Source organism: Roseateles sp. P2_H4 (genome assembly GCF_056403315.1).
Map to the genome: position 1 here is coordinate 1 of NZ_JBFUFR010000008.1, position 16,615 is coordinate 16,615.

General features: G+C 67.9%; 16 protein-coding genes. 13 read left to right on the forward strand and 3 right to left on the reverse strand.

Going from position 1 to position 16,615, the window contains the following annotated elements; translation table 11 throughout:
- Window positions 1–123: 123 nt before the first annotated feature.
- Both AC1DW3_RS08005 and AC1DW3_RS08010 read right to left on the reverse strand, forming a co-directional pair.
- A complete protein-coding gene (locus tag AC1DW3_RS08005; protein WP_477930283.1) occupies window positions 124–534 on the reverse strand; it encodes a PaaI family thioesterase in 411 nt (136 codons plus the stop codon).
- Window positions 535–617: 83 nt separating this feature from the next.
- Entirely contained in the window at window positions 618–3,299 is a 2,682-nt protein-coding gene (locus AC1DW3_RS08010; protein ID WP_477930285.1) for a zinc-dependent metalloprotease, read from the reverse strand.
- A gap of 113 nt (window positions 3,300–3,412) precedes the next feature.
- Between AC1DW3_RS08010 and AC1DW3_RS08015 the strand changes: the two genes are divergently transcribed.
- Window positions 3,413–4,012 carry a YqiA/YcfP family alpha/beta fold hydrolase gene (locus AC1DW3_RS08015; RefSeq protein WP_477930287.1) on the forward strand — a complete coding sequence of 200 codons (600 nt, stop codon included), beginning with the start codon at window positions 3,413–3,415 and terminating at the stop codon, window positions 4,010–4,012.
- Window positions 4,009–4,749 (forward strand): 3-oxoacyl-ACP reductase FabG, encoded by a 741-nt coding sequence (fabG, locus tag AC1DW3_RS08020; RefSeq protein ID WP_477930289.1) that lies wholly within the window; start codon window positions 4,009–4,011, stop codon window positions 4,747–4,749. The genes AC1DW3_RS08015 and fabG overlap by 4 nt, the downstream gene beginning before the upstream one ends.
- A 9-nt stretch (window positions 4,750–4,758) precedes the next feature.
- On the opposite strand, the gene AC1DW3_RS08025 is transcribed toward fabG, so the two are convergent.
- Window positions 4,759–6,357, reverse strand: coding sequence for a phosphoethanolamine transferase (locus AC1DW3_RS08025; protein WP_477930291.1), 1,599 nt, complete (start codon window positions 6,355–6,357; stop codon window positions 4,759–4,761).
- 94 nt (window positions 6,358–6,451) lie between these two features.
- Between AC1DW3_RS08025 and AC1DW3_RS08030 the strand changes: the two genes are divergently transcribed.
- The 11 genes from AC1DW3_RS08030 (at window position 6,452) to AC1DW3_RS08080 (ending at window position 16,420) form a co-directional block, all read left to right on the forward strand.
- Window positions 6,452–8,491, forward strand: a complete 2,040-nt coding sequence (locus tag AC1DW3_RS08030) for a ribonuclease catalytic domain-containing protein (protein ID WP_477930293.1) — start codon at window positions 6,452–6,454, stop codon at window positions 8,489–8,491.
- Between the two features lie 2 nt (window positions 8,492–8,493).
- Window positions 8,494–9,348: an energy transducer TonB gene (locus tag AC1DW3_RS08035; protein ID WP_477930294.1), complete on the forward strand. Its 855-nt coding sequence runs from the start codon at window positions 8,494–8,496 to the stop codon at window positions 9,346–9,348.
- Complete coding sequence (gene aroE / locus AC1DW3_RS08040) at window positions 9,345–10,160, forward strand: shikimate dehydrogenase (protein WP_477930296.1); 816 nt, start codon at window positions 9,345–9,347, stop codon at window positions 10,158–10,160. Before AC1DW3_RS08035 ends, aroE begins: the two co-directional genes overlap by 4 nt.
- A complete protein-coding gene (mtgA, locus tag AC1DW3_RS08045) occupies window positions 10,160–10,873 on the forward strand; it encodes a monofunctional biosynthetic peptidoglycan transglycosylase (protein WP_477930592.1) in 714 nt (237 codons plus the stop codon). The genes aroE and mtgA overlap by 1 nt, the downstream gene beginning before the upstream one ends.
- On the forward strand, window positions 10,870–11,454 hold the full coding sequence (locus tag AC1DW3_RS08050; protein ID WP_477930298.1) for a hypothetical protein: 585 nt from the start codon (window positions 10,870–10,872) through the stop codon (window positions 11,452–11,454). The genes mtgA and AC1DW3_RS08050 overlap by 4 nt, the downstream gene beginning before the upstream one ends.
- The gene (locus AC1DW3_RS08055; protein ID WP_477930300.1) at window positions 11,451–11,972 is read left to right on the forward strand and encodes a TlpA disulfide reductase family protein; all 522 of its coding nucleotides are present in this window, start codon (window positions 11,451–11,453) and stop codon (window positions 11,970–11,972) included. Before AC1DW3_RS08050 ends, AC1DW3_RS08055 begins: the two co-directional genes overlap by 4 nt.
- A gap of 116 nt (window positions 11,973–12,088) precedes the next feature.
- Entirely contained in the window at window positions 12,089–12,535 is a 447-nt protein-coding gene (gene aroQ, locus AC1DW3_RS08060; protein WP_477930302.1) for a type II 3-dehydroquinate dehydratase, read from the forward strand.
- 61 nt (window positions 12,536–12,596) lie between these two features.
- Entirely contained in the window at window positions 12,597–13,058 is a 462-nt protein-coding gene (gene accB / locus AC1DW3_RS08065; protein WP_477930304.1) for an acetyl-CoA carboxylase biotin carboxyl carrier protein, read from the forward strand.
- 9 nt (window positions 13,059–13,067) lie between these two features.
- A complete protein-coding gene (gene accC, locus AC1DW3_RS08070; protein ID WP_477930306.1) occupies window positions 13,068–14,417 on the forward strand; it encodes an acetyl-CoA carboxylase biotin carboxylase subunit in 1,350 nt (449 codons plus the stop codon).
- A 48-nt stretch (window positions 14,418–14,465) separates the two neighbouring features.
- Window positions 14,466–15,353, forward strand: coding sequence for a 50S ribosomal protein L11 methyltransferase (gene prmA / locus AC1DW3_RS08075; protein WP_477930594.1), 888 nt, complete (start codon window positions 14,466–14,468; stop codon window positions 15,351–15,353).
- Window positions 15,350–16,420, forward strand: coding sequence for a zinc-ribbon and DUF3426 domain-containing protein (locus AC1DW3_RS08080; protein WP_477930307.1), 1,071 nt, complete (start codon window positions 15,350–15,352; stop codon window positions 16,418–16,420). Before prmA ends, AC1DW3_RS08080 begins: the two co-directional genes overlap by 4 nt.
- Window positions 16,421–16,615 lie beyond the last annotated feature (195 nt).

Sequence of the window (16,615 nt, forward strand, 5' to 3'; positions counted from 1 at the left end):
AGCGCTCCTTCTTTGGTGACTTTCTTCTGGCGCGTCAGAAGAAAGTTACCCGCCCTCGCGGGGCGGATTCCCGCGGCACTGCACCGGGTCGAAAGGACAGCCGCAAAAGCAACCTCTCCCAGTTCACTTCCCGTACAACACCATCTGCGTACACCTGAACAAGGCCATGGTCTTCCCGGTGTCCTTGTTCGTCACCACCGCATCCCAGATCTGCGTCGTCTTGCCCAGGTGAACCGGCCGGGCCACGCAGGCGATGGTGCCTTCGCGCGCCGTGCCGAGGTGGTTGGACTTCAGCTCGATGGTCGTGAAACCCACTGCGCCCGGCGGCAGGTTGGCGATGCAGCCGTAACCGGCGCAGCTGTCCGCGAGCGTCACGATGCTCCCGGCATGCAGATAGCCGTTGGGCGCCATCAGCTCCTCGCGCACCACCAGCTCCGCCTTGATCTCGGCGGGGTCGGCCTGGGTGAAGACGATGCCCAGATGGCCGGGCAGGTTCTTGGCGCCGAATTGATTGAGTTTGTCGGGTGTGGACATCGCTGATCCTCGAAGTGCGCACGATGCTAAGACAAGAAAAAAGGCCGGCATGAAGCCGGCCTTTTGATTGAACGCGGAGCCGATCAGCTGCGCACCAGCGACGCCTTCAGCATCGAGTTCAGCATGTCCTGCGTCTCGGCCAGATGCGCGCGCGTCTCGACCGACAGGCCCGGCTTGGCCGAGGCCACACGCAGCTCGTTGAGCAACTGGCTGGCATGCCAGCGAGCCATCGAGAAGGCGTCGGCATAGACCGCTGCACCGTTGGTCGCGCGGTTCAGCTGGGCCTGCAGGCGGCGCAGGTATTCGCGCTGCAGGCTGCGGCGCATGCGATCGACCTCGGCGCCGGTCTTGAGCTCGCTGAAGATCGCGCCCTGCAGCGTGCCGTAGACCTCGCTCAGCGACACCGCCCCCTTGCGCTGGGCTTCGGGCAGGTAGGCTCCCTGCTCGATGAGGCGGCGCGCGGTGTTGGGCGACATCAGGCGGTCCAGCACGCGGCCCTGCAATGCGCTGACGCTGTCGGGAATGGACAGCGGCAGGCCGCGGTCCCACTCGTTGTAGTCCAGCGTCTGGGTGACGAGGAACTCGGGCTTGAACTTGAACGAGTCGCTGGACAGCAGGCCTGCCGCAATGAAGCGCAGGGCCTCACGCTGCTGGACGTTGTCGACCGGCTTGAAGGCCGGACCGGTCGTGACACCCGGCACCACGCGCTCGGCATACATGCCGCCGACATACTTGCTGATGTTGTTGGCCGTCATGCCCAGCTGGCGGAAGGACTCGAAGATCGAGCGGCGGCTGCGCAGCGGATCGTCGCCGACGGCGGCCGGGCGCGACTGCACGCGCTCCCACAGCTCCTGGCTGAGCTTCAGGCGCTTCTTGGCGTAGGCCAGCGGGTCGTCGCCGAGATCGCGCTGGTTGGTGCGCGGATCGAAGCCGTCGTAGGGGCCGCCGACGCCCTGGTCGAAGTCGTCGCCATAGGCCAGCTTGGGCTCGGTCGAACGGGCCGCGATCTTGGCCAGCTCGGCCGCCTCCTGGTCGACCGCGATGGGCTTGTAGGCGTACTCGATGGCCCAGTAGTCGTAGGCGCCCAGCGTCGTGTTCGTCAGGCTGGCCTTGGCCTCGCCCTTGAGCGGCAGGTTGTAGGCGTTGTAGTCCATCACCGAGTTGGAGATGCCGTTGGCCTCGGTGAAGGCCTTGTCCTTGAGCTGGGCCTGGGTGACCGTCGTGGAGGATTTGAAGTTGTGCTTGAGACCGAGCGTGTGGCCGACCTCGTGCATGACGACGTCCTTGATGACCGCCTGGGCCAGGGCCTCGGCCTCGGGGCCGTTCATGTCCATGCCGTCGCGAAGGGACAGCAGGTCCAGCGCGAAGCCGAGCTCGTTGGCCTGGTCGGCCATGTAGCTGCACTGCTGCTCGGACAGGCGCAGACTGCGCTCGCCCATCCAGCTGCTGGCGGCATGGTCGTGACCATGGAAGCCCACCACGTCGTCCGACGCCAGGCGGCGCGAGCCGCGGCCGAAGACGTCGCTCATGCCGATGTCGGCGTCGAGGATTTCGCCGGTGCGCGGGTCCTTGTTGCTGGGGCCGATGGCGAAGCCCACGTCGGCACCCGTGAACCAGCGGATGGACGCGTGCGTCGAGTCCATATTGTCCCAATCGGCGTCGTCGGGCTGCTGCTTGGCCTGCACGGCGTCCTTGAAGCCGATCTTCTCGAAGGCCTTGTTCCACTCCTCGATGCCGGCCTTGACCGCCTCGCGGTATTTGGTCGGGATGTTCTTGTCCATCCAGTAGACGATGGGCTGCACCGGCTCGGACAGGGCCGCGGCCGGGTCCTTCTTCTCCAGGCGCCAGCGGGCAATCATGTGCACGCGCGGGTTGGCCTTGAGGTCGTCGCCGAAGTCGCTGTAGCTCTCCATGAAATGACCCAGGCGCGGGTCGGCATGGCGCACGGCCGCCGGCGCTTCGGGCAGCGCACGGAAGCTGTAGACGAAGCTGAAGAACATCGAGCGCGGGTCCGGCGTGGCCTGGGGCGGCGTCGGCACGGGCACGGGTGCGGGCACCAGCGACGGCGCCGGGATGCGCGGCGTGGCGAAGTGCACGCGCGAGGTCAGCGTCGAGACCTGGGCATCGGCGCGGGTGGCTTCGATGAAGGAGTTGGCGCGATCGGGCGCGAACGGCAGGCGGTAGGCGAACTCCAGGCGCGTGGAATAGCCGGGGATGTCGCCCAGCAGCAGGTTGCTGGCGTCGATCAGCACCGACTTGCGGTCCGGATGGTCGGCGCTGGCGACCGGCACGCCGCCGATCAGGCTGGGCGAGAAGGCCTGCTCGATGGCGATCTTGCTCGACGGGTTGGCGGTGCGGAACTTGGTGTTCAGCGCGATCAGCTGCACATGGTTGCCGATGCGGCGCCACTCGGCCATCTCGTCACCCAGCATCTGGCTGGCGTAGAGGCCACGCTCGCCGACGGCGTTAGCAACGTTGACGCTGAACAGGAAAGGCTTGTTGAAGGCTTCCTTGGGGATCTCGATCCAGACCTTCTCGTCCTTGCGCCAGATCGGGAACAGGCCGGGCTGCTCCTTGGCGCCCTTGATGACGTCGGCGAAGGGCTTGGGCGCCGTGGGATCCGCCGGCGGGCGGGCGGCGGCGGGGCCGGAGGCGGCGCTGCCGGGTGCGGAGGCGGCGGCAGCGGGCGGGGTCTGGGCTTGGGCGACCGCGGCCAGTGCGAGCAGGACGGCGGTGGCCAGGGCGGTGCGGGGCGTCGGAATCATGGGACAGGTCCGGGATTGCGGAAAGGCAGGCACTGTGGCTGGCGGCGACACTTGCGTCAATCCGATTCCTCCCGCGTCGCGGGTGCACAAAAGTTCACATCAAAACTTCCGTCATGGATCTCACGCATCTGCTCTATTTGCACGGCTTTCGCTCCTCGCCGGCCTCGGCCAAGGCGCGCCGCATGGCAGCCTGGGCGGCCGAGCAGCCCGGTCTCGTCTTCGCCGCCCCGCAGCTGCCGCCCTCCCCGCTCGAAGCCATGGAAATCGTGGCCGGCCTCATTGAAGGCTGGCCGGCCGAGGGCGCCGCCGTCATCGGCAGCTCGCTGGGCGGTTTCTATGCCACCTTTGTCGCGGAGCAGCCCGCCCATCGCGCCTGGCGCGTCGCCGTGCTCAACCCCGCCGTCGACCCGGCGCGCGATCTCGCCCGCCACATCGGCACACTGACGGCCTGGCATGACCCGCAGCTGCAGTTCGAGTTCACGGCCCAGCATGTGGCCGAGCTGGCCGCCTTGACGCCGCCGGCACGGCTGACGAAGCCGCTGCGCTATTACGCGCTGATCGCCAAGGGCGACGAGCTGCTGGACTGGCGCGAGATGCTGGCCCGTTATGCCGGCTGTGACGGCGAGGTGCTGGAGGGCAGCGACCATGGTCTGACAGACTTCGACGACCATCTCCAACCCCTGACGGAATTCCTGACGAAGAGCCAACGATGAAACTCCAGAACAAGGTCTGCATCATCACGGGCGCGGCCCAGGGCATCGGCCTGGCCACCGCGCTGAAATTCGCCCGCGAGGGCGCCACGGTCATCGCCTGCGACCTGCGCCCGGAAGGCGTGCAGGCCGCCGTCCAGGCCTGCGAGAAGCTCGGCGCCACGGCCCAGGGCCACACCGTCGACGTGGCCGACCGCGTGTCGGTCGACCTGATGGTGGCGGCCGTGCTGGAAGACTTCGGCCGCATCGACGTGCTGGTGAACAACGCCGGCATCACCAAGGATGCCCGCCTGCAGAAGATGACGCTGCTGCAGTTCGACGCCGTCATCGACGTCAACCTGCGCGGCGTCTTCCACTGCGCCCAGGCCGTGGCCGACACCATGGTGGCGCAAGGCTCGGGCGTCATCCTCAATGCCTCGTCGGTCGTCGGCATCTATGGCAATTTCGGCCAGACCAACTATGCGGCCGCGAAATTCGGCGTCATCGGCTTCACCAAGACCTGGAGCCGTGAGCTGGGGCCCAAGGGCATCCGCGTGAATGCCGTCGCCCCGGGCTTCATCGACACGCCCATCCTCGGCACCATTCCCGACAAGGTGCTGGACGAGATGCGCGCCCATGTGCCGCTCAAGCGCCTGGGCAAGCCCGAGGAGATCGCCAACGTCTACGCCTTCCTGGCGAGCGACGAGGCCAGCTACGTCAATGGCGCGGTCATCGAGGTGTCCGGCGGCATGACGGTCTGAGGCCGGGCGTCAGGGCGCGGCGGGCGCGCAAAGCGCCTCGTAGGTCTTGGCGCCACGCGCATAGAGGTCGGTCAGCGGGCGGTCTCGTTCCGTGAATGCCGGGGACGCGAAGCTCCAGGAGGCATCGCGGCCCGACCAGTCCACGCCGCCCAGCTCCAGCAGCGAGGCGAAGACGTTCACATGGCTGACGCGGCGCGCGGTGTTGGCCTGCACGGCCGCAAACCGCTGGGCGTGGCGCTCGCGGTAGGCGGCATTGCCCCAGACCAGCAGGGGCACCTTGAGGTCATGGCAGGTGGGCGTCGGGCGCGCATGCATGAAAGCGGCGCTCTCATCGTCGAGAAGATTGTCGCCATGGTCGGAGGTGTAGAGCAGCACGACGGGCCGGGATTCGGCCTCCAGCAGAGCGATGGTGCGCTCCATGAAGCGGTCCAGCTCGACGACGGTGTTGTCGTAGGAATTGACGGCCTCGGCTCGATGGGCCAGGTCGGGCTGGCCGCTGACACCGGCTTCGGTCAGCGTCGGGCGAAAGCGATGCGAGGCCGCGGTGTAGCGTTCGTCGTAGTGGAAGTGGCTGCCCATCATGTGCAGCACCACGAACTGCCGCGGCCCGGCCTGGTGGTTGAAGGCCACCATCAGCGGCAGCAGGCTCATGTCCTTGCGGAAGTATTTGTCCTGGCCGTTCTCGGAATGGTCCACCACGTCCGCCTCGCGGCTCAGCTTCGACGGCTCCTGGTTCGAGAGCCAGGCGGTGCGGAATCCCGCCTCGGCGAAGGTCTGCACCAGCGTCGCCGCGCCCGCGGCAGACTCCTGCGTGACGATGCGGGGCACGGCACCCTCGGTCCATTGGGCGGTCGAAGCCACGTCGCGAAAAATCGCGAACTCGGACGCATGCGCCATCAGCCACGGCGTGGTGGGCCGCTCGTAGCCGTACAGGCCCAGGTGGTCGCGCCTGACGCTTTCGCCAACCACCAGCACCACCAGCAGCGGGCCGTCGTCGCCGCTGCGGCCCGACACGCTCGCCCGCGTATCCAGCTGTCGCTGCCTGTCCCAGCTGTGCTCGGCCGACAGCGCCAGGTTCACCGGAAACACCAGCTTGGCCGTCTGCAGATCAAACAGCGGCGGCCACGGCAGCCACTGAACCAGAACCTGCTGTCCCAGCATGCCGGCCATGGCGTAGGTCAGCAGCGCAGCCAGCAGCGGCCTGCGCCACGGCCAGCGGGCCTCGCGGCCGATGCTGAGTGCGATCACAGCGTAGACCGCCCCCAGCACCGGCACCCAGCACAGCTTCCAGCCAAAGGAGGCCACCATCTGCACCGAGTCCTGCCAACGCGTGTTCAGCGCGGCGGACATCAGCACGTCCCCGGGCACGCTGCGGTAGTAGTGGCAAAGATAGAGATAGGCCGGGATCAGGGGCGCCAGCGGCAGCCACAGCAGGAAATAACTGCGCCAGCGCGGCAGCAGGCACAGCGGCACGGCCAGCACGAACAGCGACAGCAGCACGACGGACAGCGCCTCGAGGCCGTCCAGCCCTTCCGCCAGCCACGGTGTGGCCAGGCCCGGCAACCACAGAAAGCCAAGCAGCAGCAGGATCTTGAAGCGGTCGGTCATCGGCAATCGGCAGCGGCGAAGGCGGCGCATGATATCGATGGCCTGCGGGGACTCCGGCCGGGCGGGCCGTCACTATCAATGACAATGCGCCCCTATGTTTGCGCTGTTTGATGACGCCGGGAAATTTCTCGCCGGCCGGGTGATGTCGGAGGCCGATGCCTCGCTGCAGGTCGAGCTGGACTCGGGCAAGCGGGTCAAGGTCAAGTCCGCCAATGTGCTGCTGAAGTTCGAGAAGCCGGCGCCTGCTGCGTTGCTGGCCGAAGCGCGCACGCTCGCCGACGACATCGACCTCGACCTGGCCTGGGAGTTCGCCCCCGAGGGCGAGTTCGGCTTTGCCGACCTGGCCCGCGACTATTTCGACGCCAAGGCCGGCACCGTGCAGCAGGCCGCCGCGCTGTTCCGCCTCTACGACGCGCCCCACTATTTCCGCCGCGCCGGCAAGGGTCAGTTCAAGAAGGCCCCCGAGGAGACGGTGAAGGCCGCCCTGCTGGGCATCGAGCGCAAGCGCCAGCAGGCCTTGCAGATCGAGGCCTGGGCCGAGGAGCTGGTGAAGGGCGCCTGCCCCCAGCCCATCCAGGACCAGATCTACAAGATCCTCTTCAAGCCCGACAAGAACGGCCCCGAATACAAGGCGGTGGTCGACGCGGCCAAGCGCTCGCACAAGGCGCCGCTGGACCTGCTGCAGCAGGCCGGCGCCATCACCAGCGCCTATCAGTTCCACTGGAAGCGCTTCCTGTTCGAGAACTTCCCCAAGGGCGTGGGCTTCCCTCAGCTCTCGGCGCCGGAGATCAAGGACGAATTGGCCCTGTCCACCGCGCAGGCCTTCTCCATCGACGATTCGCAGACGACCGAGATCGACGATGCGCTGTCGGTGCAGGGCCTGGGCACGGGCACCGTCACCTTCGGCGTGCACATCGCCGCCCCCGGCCTGGCCATCACGCCGGATTCGGCCGTCGACAAGGTCGCCCGCGAGCGCCTGTCCACCGTCTACATGCCGGGCTGGAAGCTGACCATGCTGCCCGACGAGGTCGTGCAGGCTTACACGCTGATCGAGGGCCGCGACTGCCCGGCCGTGTCCATCTATTTCACGATGGACGAGGCGAGCTTCGAGATCAAGGCGCGCGAGACCCGGCTGGAGCGCGTGCACATCGCCGCCAACCTGCGCCACGACAAGCTGGACGGCATCGTCACCGACGCAACGCTGTCGGGCGAGGCGCCGGCCGACTACGCCTTCGCGCCCGAGCTGGCCTTCACGTGGCGCCTGGCCAAGCACCTCAAGGCCCAGCGCGAGGTCGTGCGCGGCAAGCCCGAGAACTTCAACCGGCCCGACTACAACTTCCGCCTCGCCGGCGAGCGCTCGGAAGCGCCCAATGGCAGCGAGTCCGTCGAGATCGGCGTGCGCGCCCGCGGCAGCTCGCTGGACCTCATCGTGGCCGAGGCCATGATCCTGGCCAACTCCGCCTGGGGCGGCTGGCTGGCCGAACTGGGCCTGCCCGGCATCTACCGCAGCCAGGCCAGCCTGGCGCCCGGCATCAAGGTGCGCATGGGCGTCAAGGCCCTGCCGCATGCCGGCATGGGCGTGGCGCAATACACCTGGGCAACGTCGCCGCTGCGCCGCTACGTGGACCTCGTCAACCAGTGGCAGATCATTGCCTGCGCCCGCCACGGCCGCACCGCCGCCTTGGCCGCGCCCTTCAAGCCCAAGGATGCGCAGCTCTTCTCCATCATCTCGGGCTTCGAGTCCGCCTACATGGCCTACAACGGTTTCCAGAACGGCATCGAACGTTTCTGGACGCTGCGCTGGCTGCAGCAGACTGGCACGACCGAGCTGACCGCCGCCGTCATGAAGGACGGCCTGGTGCGCGCCGACGACCTGCCCCTGGTCTTCAGGGCCCTGGGCTGCGAGAACCTGCCGCGCGGCAGCCATGTGAAGGTGCGCATCACCGGCCTGGACGAAATGACGCTGGACGTGCATGCCACGCTGATCGAGCGCCTGGACGAGGCGGCTGCGGCCGACGAATCGGAAGGCGACGACGAGGAACTCGAGGCCGCGGCGGCGCCGCTGACCTTGGCCATCGACCTGAACGACGGCAGCAGCGAAACCGAACCCGCAGAAGCGGCCGCGTCGAACTGAAGATGCGCAAGCTGAGCACGCTGCAGATCGCGCTCGCGTTTTCGCTCGGCGTGCATGCCGCGCTGCTGAGCCTGCGCATCGCCGCACCCGAGGCCTTCAACCGCATCTTCCAGGACACGCCGCTGGAGGTCGTGCTCGTCAACACGCGCTCCAACGAGGTGCCGGTCAAGGCCGCCGCGCTGGCCCAGGCCAATCTGGCCGGCGGCGGCAATACGGAGGTTGGCCGCGCCACGTCGCCGCTGCCGCCCGCGCGCCAGAACGAGGCTGGCAACGCGGCCGAATCGCAGAGCTCGCAGATCGCCCAGTTGCAGCAGCAGCAGCAGCAATTGCTGGCGCAGATGCGCCGCGATCTGGCGCTGCTGCCACCGCCCGACCCGCGCCGCGAGAAGACCGATGCCGCCGAACGCGCCCTGGCCGAGAAACGCCGCCAGCTCGTCGACCAGCTCGCCGAGATCGAGAAGCGCGTCAACGAGGAAAGCGCCCGGCCGCGCAAGCGCTATGTCAGCCCGGCCACGCGCGAGGTCGTCTATGCGCAGTACTACGACGGCCTGCGCCGCCGCATCGAGGAGCGCGGCACGCGTGATTTCCCTGAATCCCGCGGCAAGAAACTCTACGGCGAGCTGACGATGAACATCCACATCGACCACAAGGGCCGCGTCATCGAGACCGAGATCGTCGCCTCCAGCGGCAACCCGACGCTGGACCGCCGCGCCGTCGCCATCGTGCAGGCGGCCTCGCCCTTCGGCAACTTCACCAAGGAGATGCTGCGTGGCGCGGAAGTGCTGGTCATCACCTCGCGCTTCAAGTTCACGCGGGACGAGAACCTGGAAACGACTTTGCAAGGGCAGCCGCAATGAAGGATCAGTACGCCGTCGTCGGCAACCCGGTGGAGCACAGCCGCTCGCCGGCCATCCACGCGATGTTTGCCGAGCAGATGGGCCAGTCGCTGAGCTACGAGCGCCTGCTCGCGCCGCTGGACGGCTTCGAGGCGACGCTGCGTGCCTTTGCGGCGGCCGGCGCCAAGGGCTGCAACATCACGGTGCCCTTCAAGTTCGACGCCTTTGCGCTGGCCACCGAGCACACCGAACGCGCCGCACGGGCCGGCGCCGTCAATGCGCTGCGCTTTGACGAAGGCGGCTGGGTGGGCGACAACACCGACGGCGCGGGCCTGGTCAACGACATCCAGCGCAATGCCCGCCGCCCGCTCGAAGGCCTGCAGCTGCTGCTGGTCGGTGCCGGCGGCGCGGCGGCCGGCGTGCTGGGCAGCCTGATCGCCGCCCGGCCGGCGCACATCACCATCGTCAACCGCTCGCTCGACAAGGCCCTGGCCCTGGTAACCAGCCATGCCGACCTGGGCGTCCCGCTGAAGGCAGCCACGCTGGCCGACGCGCCCGCGGGCCAGGACATCGTCGTCAATGCCACCAGCACCAGCCTGGCCGGCGCGGCCTCGCCCGTGGACGCCCGCGTGCTCAAGCCCGGCGCCCTGGCCCTGGACATGATGTATGGCCCCAAGGCCCAGGGCTTTCTCGACTGGGCCGCCGCCCACGGCGCCGAACCGCGCGACGGCCTGGGCATGCTCATCGAGCAGGCCGCCGAGGCCTTCTTCTTCTGGCGCGGCCTGCGCCCCGACACCGCGCCGGTGCTCACCGCGCTGAGGTCTTCGCTGTGATCCGGCACATCGGCCGCCTGGTCGCCGTGCTGGCGCTGGCGGTGCTGTGCCTGCAGCTGTGGTTTGCGGGCCGCATCCTGCTGATGCGCTTTGTCGCGCCGCAGTCGACCAGCTTCCAGCGCAGCGAGGCGGTGCGCCTGCTGAAGGAGAAGCAGCAGGTCGCCTGGAGCCAGCAATGGGTGGACGACGCCCAGCTGGCCAGCACGCTCAAGCGCGCCGTCATCGCCAGCGAGGACGATTCCTTTGCCGAGCATGGCGGCGTCGATTGGGACGCCCTCAAGGGCGCCTGGAAGAAGAACGAGAAGGCGCAGGCCCGCGCCGAGGCGCGCGGCAAACCCACCGCCAAGGTCATCGGCGGCTCGACCATCACGCAGCAACTGGCCAAGAACCTCTTCCTGTCGGGCGAACGCACGCTGCTGCGCAAGGGCCAGGAGCTGATCCTGACCTTGATGCTGGAAGGCCTGCTGGACAAGCGCCGCATCCTGGAGATCTATCTGAACAGTGTCGAGTGGGGTGAGGGCCTGTTCGGCGCCCAGGCCGCGGCACGCCACTATTTCCACACCGACGCGGCCCGGCTGGGCGCCTTCGAGGCGGCGCGGCTGGCGGTGATGCTGCCGGCGCCCAAGCGCTTCGAGCGCCAACCGGGGTCGGCCTATGTGATGGGTCGGGCCGGCATCATCACCAGCCGCATGAACAGCGCCCAGCTTCCATGAGCGATACAGAGGAAATTGCCGCCGTCGCCGCCCGACTCATCGTCGACGAAGGCATGGACTGGGGACCCGCCAAGCAGCGCGCCGCGCGTGACCTGGGCGCGCCACGCGCCGCCCTGCCCGGCAATGACGAGGTCGAGGATGCCGTGCGCGAGCACATCGCCATCTTCCATGCCGACACCCAGCCCGGCGAACTGCGCGCCCTGCGCGAACTGGCTGCGCAGTGGATGACGCGGCTGGCGGAGTTCCGCCCCCATCTGACCGGCGCCGTCTGGCGCGGCACGGCCACCCGTCTGTCCAACGTCCATCTGCAGCTGTATTGCGATGACAGCAAGGCCGCCGAGATCGCGCTGCTGGATCGCGGCATCAACTTCGACGTGGCAGAGACGACGGCGGGCCGCGGGCGGCAGGTCGACATGCTCATCCTCGACGCGCCCTGCGCCGCCCTGGGCGAGCGAGTGACGTTGTGCCTGACCATCCTGGACTTCGACGATCTGCGCGGCGCCCTCAAGCCCGATGCACGCGGCCTGACCGAGCGCGGTGACCTCGGTGCGCTGCAGAACCTGCTGGATGCCCCCGAATGAGCCCGATCACCCGACGCATCCTCCTGACCAGCGCCGGCCTCGGCGCCGCCACGCTGGGCGCCTCCTTCGCCTGGCGCAAGCTGAACCCACCCCAGTCCTCGGCCCTCGCCCAGGCCTTCTGGGCGCGCCGCTTCCCTGGCCTGGACGGCCAGGAGGTGGACGTCGCCCGCTGGCGCGGCCAGCCCCTGCTCGTCAATTTCTGGGCGACCTGGTGCCCGCCCTGCGTCAAGGAACTGCCCGAGATCAACCAGTTCTATAAAGAAGCCAAGGGCAAGGGCTGGCAGGTGCTGGGGCTGGCGGTGGACCAACTGGACCCGGTCAAGGCCTTTCTGCAGAAGACGCCGCTGGACTTCGCTGTCGCGCTGGCCGGTCCGGAAGGCCTGGGCTTGGTGCGCGAGCTCGGCAATCCGGCCGGCGGCCTGCCTTTTTCGGTGGTCTTCGACGAAACTGGCGAGATCAGCTGGCGCCGTCTGGGCGTCAGCCGCCTCGAAGAGCTGCGCCAGCTGGCGAAAAGCTGAGCCACCCCGAGAATTTCCCTATCCAGCGGGAAATCGGCGGCAAAACGCGTAAAGTTCGCCCTTCCTCAATTTAGTGGCCGCTCTCTAGACCCTCGGGCCTGGCAGCTGCCACGTGTTTGATGCAAGTTCTTGTCCTGCATGGCCCCAACCTCAACCTGCTTGGCACCCGCGAGCCCGAGGTCTACGGCGCGCAGACTCTGGCGCAGATCGACGCTGAACTCGGCGCGATCGCCTCAGAAGCCGGCGCCACGCTGAGCAGCTTCCAGAGCAACCACGAAGGTGCTCTGGTCGACCGCATCCAGGCCGCGCGCACCGACGGCACTCACTTCATCATCATCAATCCGGCCGCCTACACCCACACCAGCGTCGCCATCCGCGACGCGCTGGCGGCCGTGGCCCTGCCCTTCATCGAAGTTCATTTGTCCAATATCCACCGCCGCGAGGCCTTCCGCCATCACAGCTATATGAGTGAACTGGCGGTGGGCGTCATCTGCGGCCTCGGCGCGAACGGCTACCGCCTCGCGCTGCGCCACGTCCTCGAATCGTTGGAAGCCGGCGCCTGACCTCCGGTCTCGCGCCGCCTTTTCCCTTTCTCCCACAACAACAACACCGCCTGGAGCCAAGATGGACCTTCGCAAGCTCAAAACCCTGATCGACCTGGTTTCGGAATCCAATATTTCCGAACTGGAAATCACCGAGGCCGACGGCAAGGTCCGCATCGTCAAGGCTGACCCGGCCGCCGCCGTCGCCATGCAGCCGGTCTATGCCGCCGCCCCGGCGCCGGTCGCCCATGCGCCGGCCCAGGTCGCCGCGCCCGTGGCCGCCGCCGTTCCGGCCGCGCCCGTCGAAACCGGCCACATCGTCAAGTCGCCCATGGTCGGCACCTTCTACCGTGCCTCCAGCCCCAACGCCAAGCCGTTCGCCGACGTCGGCCAGCAGGTCAAGGAAGGCGAGGCCATCTGCATCATCGAGGCAATGAAGATCATGAACGAGATCGAGGCCGACAAGACCGGCACGATCACCAAGGTGATGTGCGAGAACGGCCAGGCCGTCGAGTTCGGACAACCGCTGTTCGTGATCGAGTGAGGCCACTCGATGTTTAAGAAGGTTCTTATTGCGAATCGCGGAGAGATCGCTCTGCGCATTCAACGAGCGTGCCGAGAACTCGGCATCAAGTCCGTCGTCGTCTACTCCGAGGCCGACCGCGACGCCAAATATGTGCGCCTGGCCGACGAGGCCGTCTGCATCGGCCCCGCACCCTCGGCCCAGAGCTACCTCAGCATGCCGGCCATCATCGCGACGGCCGAGGTGACCGACGCCGAGGCCATCCACCCCGGCTACGGCTTCCTGAGCGAGAACGCCGACTTTGCCGAGCGCGTCGAGCGCAGCGGCTTCACCTTCATCGGCCCGACGCCCGAGTCCATCCGCATGATGGGCGACAAGGTCTCGGCCAAGCAGGCCATGATCCGCGCCGGCGTGCCCTGCGTGCCCGGCTCCGAGGGCGCCCTGCCCGAGGACCCCAAGGAGATCATCAAGATCRCCCGCTCGGTGGGCTACCCGGTCATCATCAAGGCGGCCGGCGGCGGCGGCGGGCGCGGCATGCGTGTCGTGCACACCGAAGCGGCCCTGGTGCACGCGGTGCAGACGACGCGCGCCGAAGCGGGTGCCGCCTTCGGCAACCCCGAGGTCTACATGGAGAAGTTCCTCGAGAACCCGCGCCATGTGGAGATCCAGATCCTCGCCGACACCTTCAAGAACGCCGTCTGGCTGGGCGAACGCGACTGCTCCATGCAGCGCCGCCACCAGAAGATCATCGAGGAAGCGCCGGCGCCCGGCATCCCGCGTCGCAACATCGAGAAGGTGGGTGACCGCTGCGCGGCCGCCTGCAAGAAGATGGGCTACCGCGGCGCCGGCACCTTCGAATTCCTCTACGAAAACGGCGAGTTCTTCTTTATCGAGATGAACACGCGCGTGCAGGTGGAGCATCCGGTCACGGAGATGGTCACCGGCATCGACATCGTGCAGCAGCAGATCAAGATCGCCGCCGGCGAGAAGCTGCCGTTCACGCAGCGCCAGATCGAGATGCGCGGCCATGCCATCGAGTGCCGCATCAACGCGGAAGACCCGGTCAAGTTCGTGCCGTCGCCTGGTCGCATCACGATGTGGCACGCCCCCGGCGGCCCCGGCGTGCGCGTGGACTCGCATGCCTACACGAACTACTTCGTGCCGCCCAACTACGACTCCATGATCGGCAAGATCATCGTCCACGGCGACACACGCGAGCAGGCCCTGGCCCGCATGCGCATCGCGCTGAGCGAGACGGTGGTCGAAGGCATCCAGACCAACATCCCGCTGCACCGCGAGCTGATGGCGGACGCCAAGTTCATCGAGGGTGGCACCAGCATCCATTACCTGGAAGGCTGGATGGCTGCTCATAAACGATGAGCCCAGGGCGGGTCTCGGCAGTCGCGGGACAATAGGCGCATGAGTCATTTGTTTGAACTTGCGCTGGTGTGCCGCGAGGCCGATGTCGAGATCGTCAGCGATGCGCTGATGGAGATCGACGCGCTCGCCGTCTCCGTGGAGGACGCCGACGCAGACACCGACGCCGAACACGCCCTGTTCGGCGAGCCCGGCATGCCGGCGCCCAAGGCCGGCTGGGAACGATCGGTCGTGAAGGCGCTGTTTCCCAGCGAGCCCGACGCTACCGAAGCTGCCACGCTGATCCTGGCCCAGGAGTGGGCCGCGGACGTGCATGTGCAGGCCATCCAGGCCGTGCCCGAGCAGGACTGGGTGCGCCTCACGCAAAGCCAGTTCGCACCCGTGGAGATCACGCCCGAGTTCTGGATCGTGCCCAGCTGGCACGAGGCGCCGCCGCAGGCCCAGCGCGTCATGCGCCTGGACCCGGGCCTGGCCTTCGGCACCGGCACGCATCCGACGACGCGCATGTGCCTGCGCTGGATCGCGACCCACGTTCAAGCTTGGACTCGCGTGCTGGATTACGGCTGCGGCTCCGGCATCCTCGCCATCGGCGCGGCCCTGCATGACGCCCGCGACATCGACGCGGTCGACATCGACCCGGCCGCCATCACCTCCTCGCGCGACAACGCGACGGCGAACAACGTCAAGCTCAATCCCGGCCTGCCTGAACTGGCCCAGGGCGAGTACCCGCTGGTCATCGCCAACATCCTGGCCACGCCGCTGAAGCTGCTGGCCCCGCTGCTCTGCGCCCATGTCGCGCCGGGTGGCGACCTGATCCTGGCCGGCATCCTCAGCCGCCAGGCCGACGAGCTGAAGGCAGCCTATGCGCCCTGGTTGAAGCTCGAAGTCACGGACGAAGAAGATGGCTGGATCCTGATGACGGCCCGGCGCCCGGCATGAGCCTCGCGACGCGCTGCACCGCCTGCGGCACGATCTTCAGGATCGTCGAGGACCAGCTGCGCGTCTCCGACGGCTGGGTGCGCTGCGGCCGCTGCGCCGAGATCTTCGACGCCCGCGAACTGCTGTTCGACATCGAGCGCGACGCGCCGCCACCATGGCCGGCGCAATACGCACCCGCCGCCATGGCGCCTGAACCGGAGCCGCTGCCACCGCCCCCGCCGCCTGCTGCGCCACCACCACCGGCCTACACACCGCCGCCGGATTGGATGCCGCCGCCCGAACCCGAGCCGCGCGCCGAGGCCCTGCCCACCGGCTGGCCTTCCGAGTTCGGCAGGAACGAGTCCAGGCCGGAGCCCCGTTGGGTGGAGGATGACCGGGTCGCCGAGGCGGCTGTCGAACCCGCACCCATGGTGGCCCGTGATGCCGAGCCCGAACCGTCCATGGCCGAGATGGCGCCCATCACCGCAGAGCCCGCCGAGCGGCCCGGCAAGCCTGCGAAGCCGGCCAAGGCAGTCAAGCCAGCCAAGGCGCCCAAGACGGCCAAGGCCCAACCCGGGGTGCCCGAGTTCATGCGCCAGGCCGAGAGCAGCGCGCGCTGGAATCGCCCGGCCGTGCGCGTGGCGCTCGTCGCCGTTTCCCTGTTGCTTGCCTTGCTGCTGGGCCTGCAGGTCACGCTGCACTTCCGCGACGCCATCGCGGCGCTGCACGCACCCCTGCGTGAACCCCTGCGGGCGCTTTGCGGCATTGCCAGTTGCGAGGTCAAGCCGTGGCGCCGCATCGAGGCGCTCAGCATCGATGCCACGTCGCTCAGTCCGGTGGGCACCGGCAGCTACAAGCTCAGCCTGTCGCTGCGCAACAAGACCGGCGTCGACGTCGCAGCGCCCTGGGTGGAGCTGAGCCTCAGCGACGCCAACGGCGTGCCGTTCGCGCGCCGTGTGCTCGGCCCGGAGACCTTGACGCCCGCGTTGACCCAGGTCAATGCCGAGTCCGAACAGGCGCTGAGCCTGGTGTTCGGCACGGGCGGGCAAAAGGTCAGCGGCTACAGCGTCAACATCTTCTACCCCTGAGCGCGGCAGCGTCCGACACCGCAGTCATCGCGGGGTCTTGATCTTCATCGCCGCGCCAATGGGAAAGACGCAGAGCCCCGTGCGAGTCCTCGAGACTTGAGCGCTTCGGCCAACGTCATGCGTCAGTCGGGGCACGCTGTCGTGCTGCGGGGAGAGAGGCCGGGAGTCTGCGCCCGGGATCAAAGTTAGGCCCTC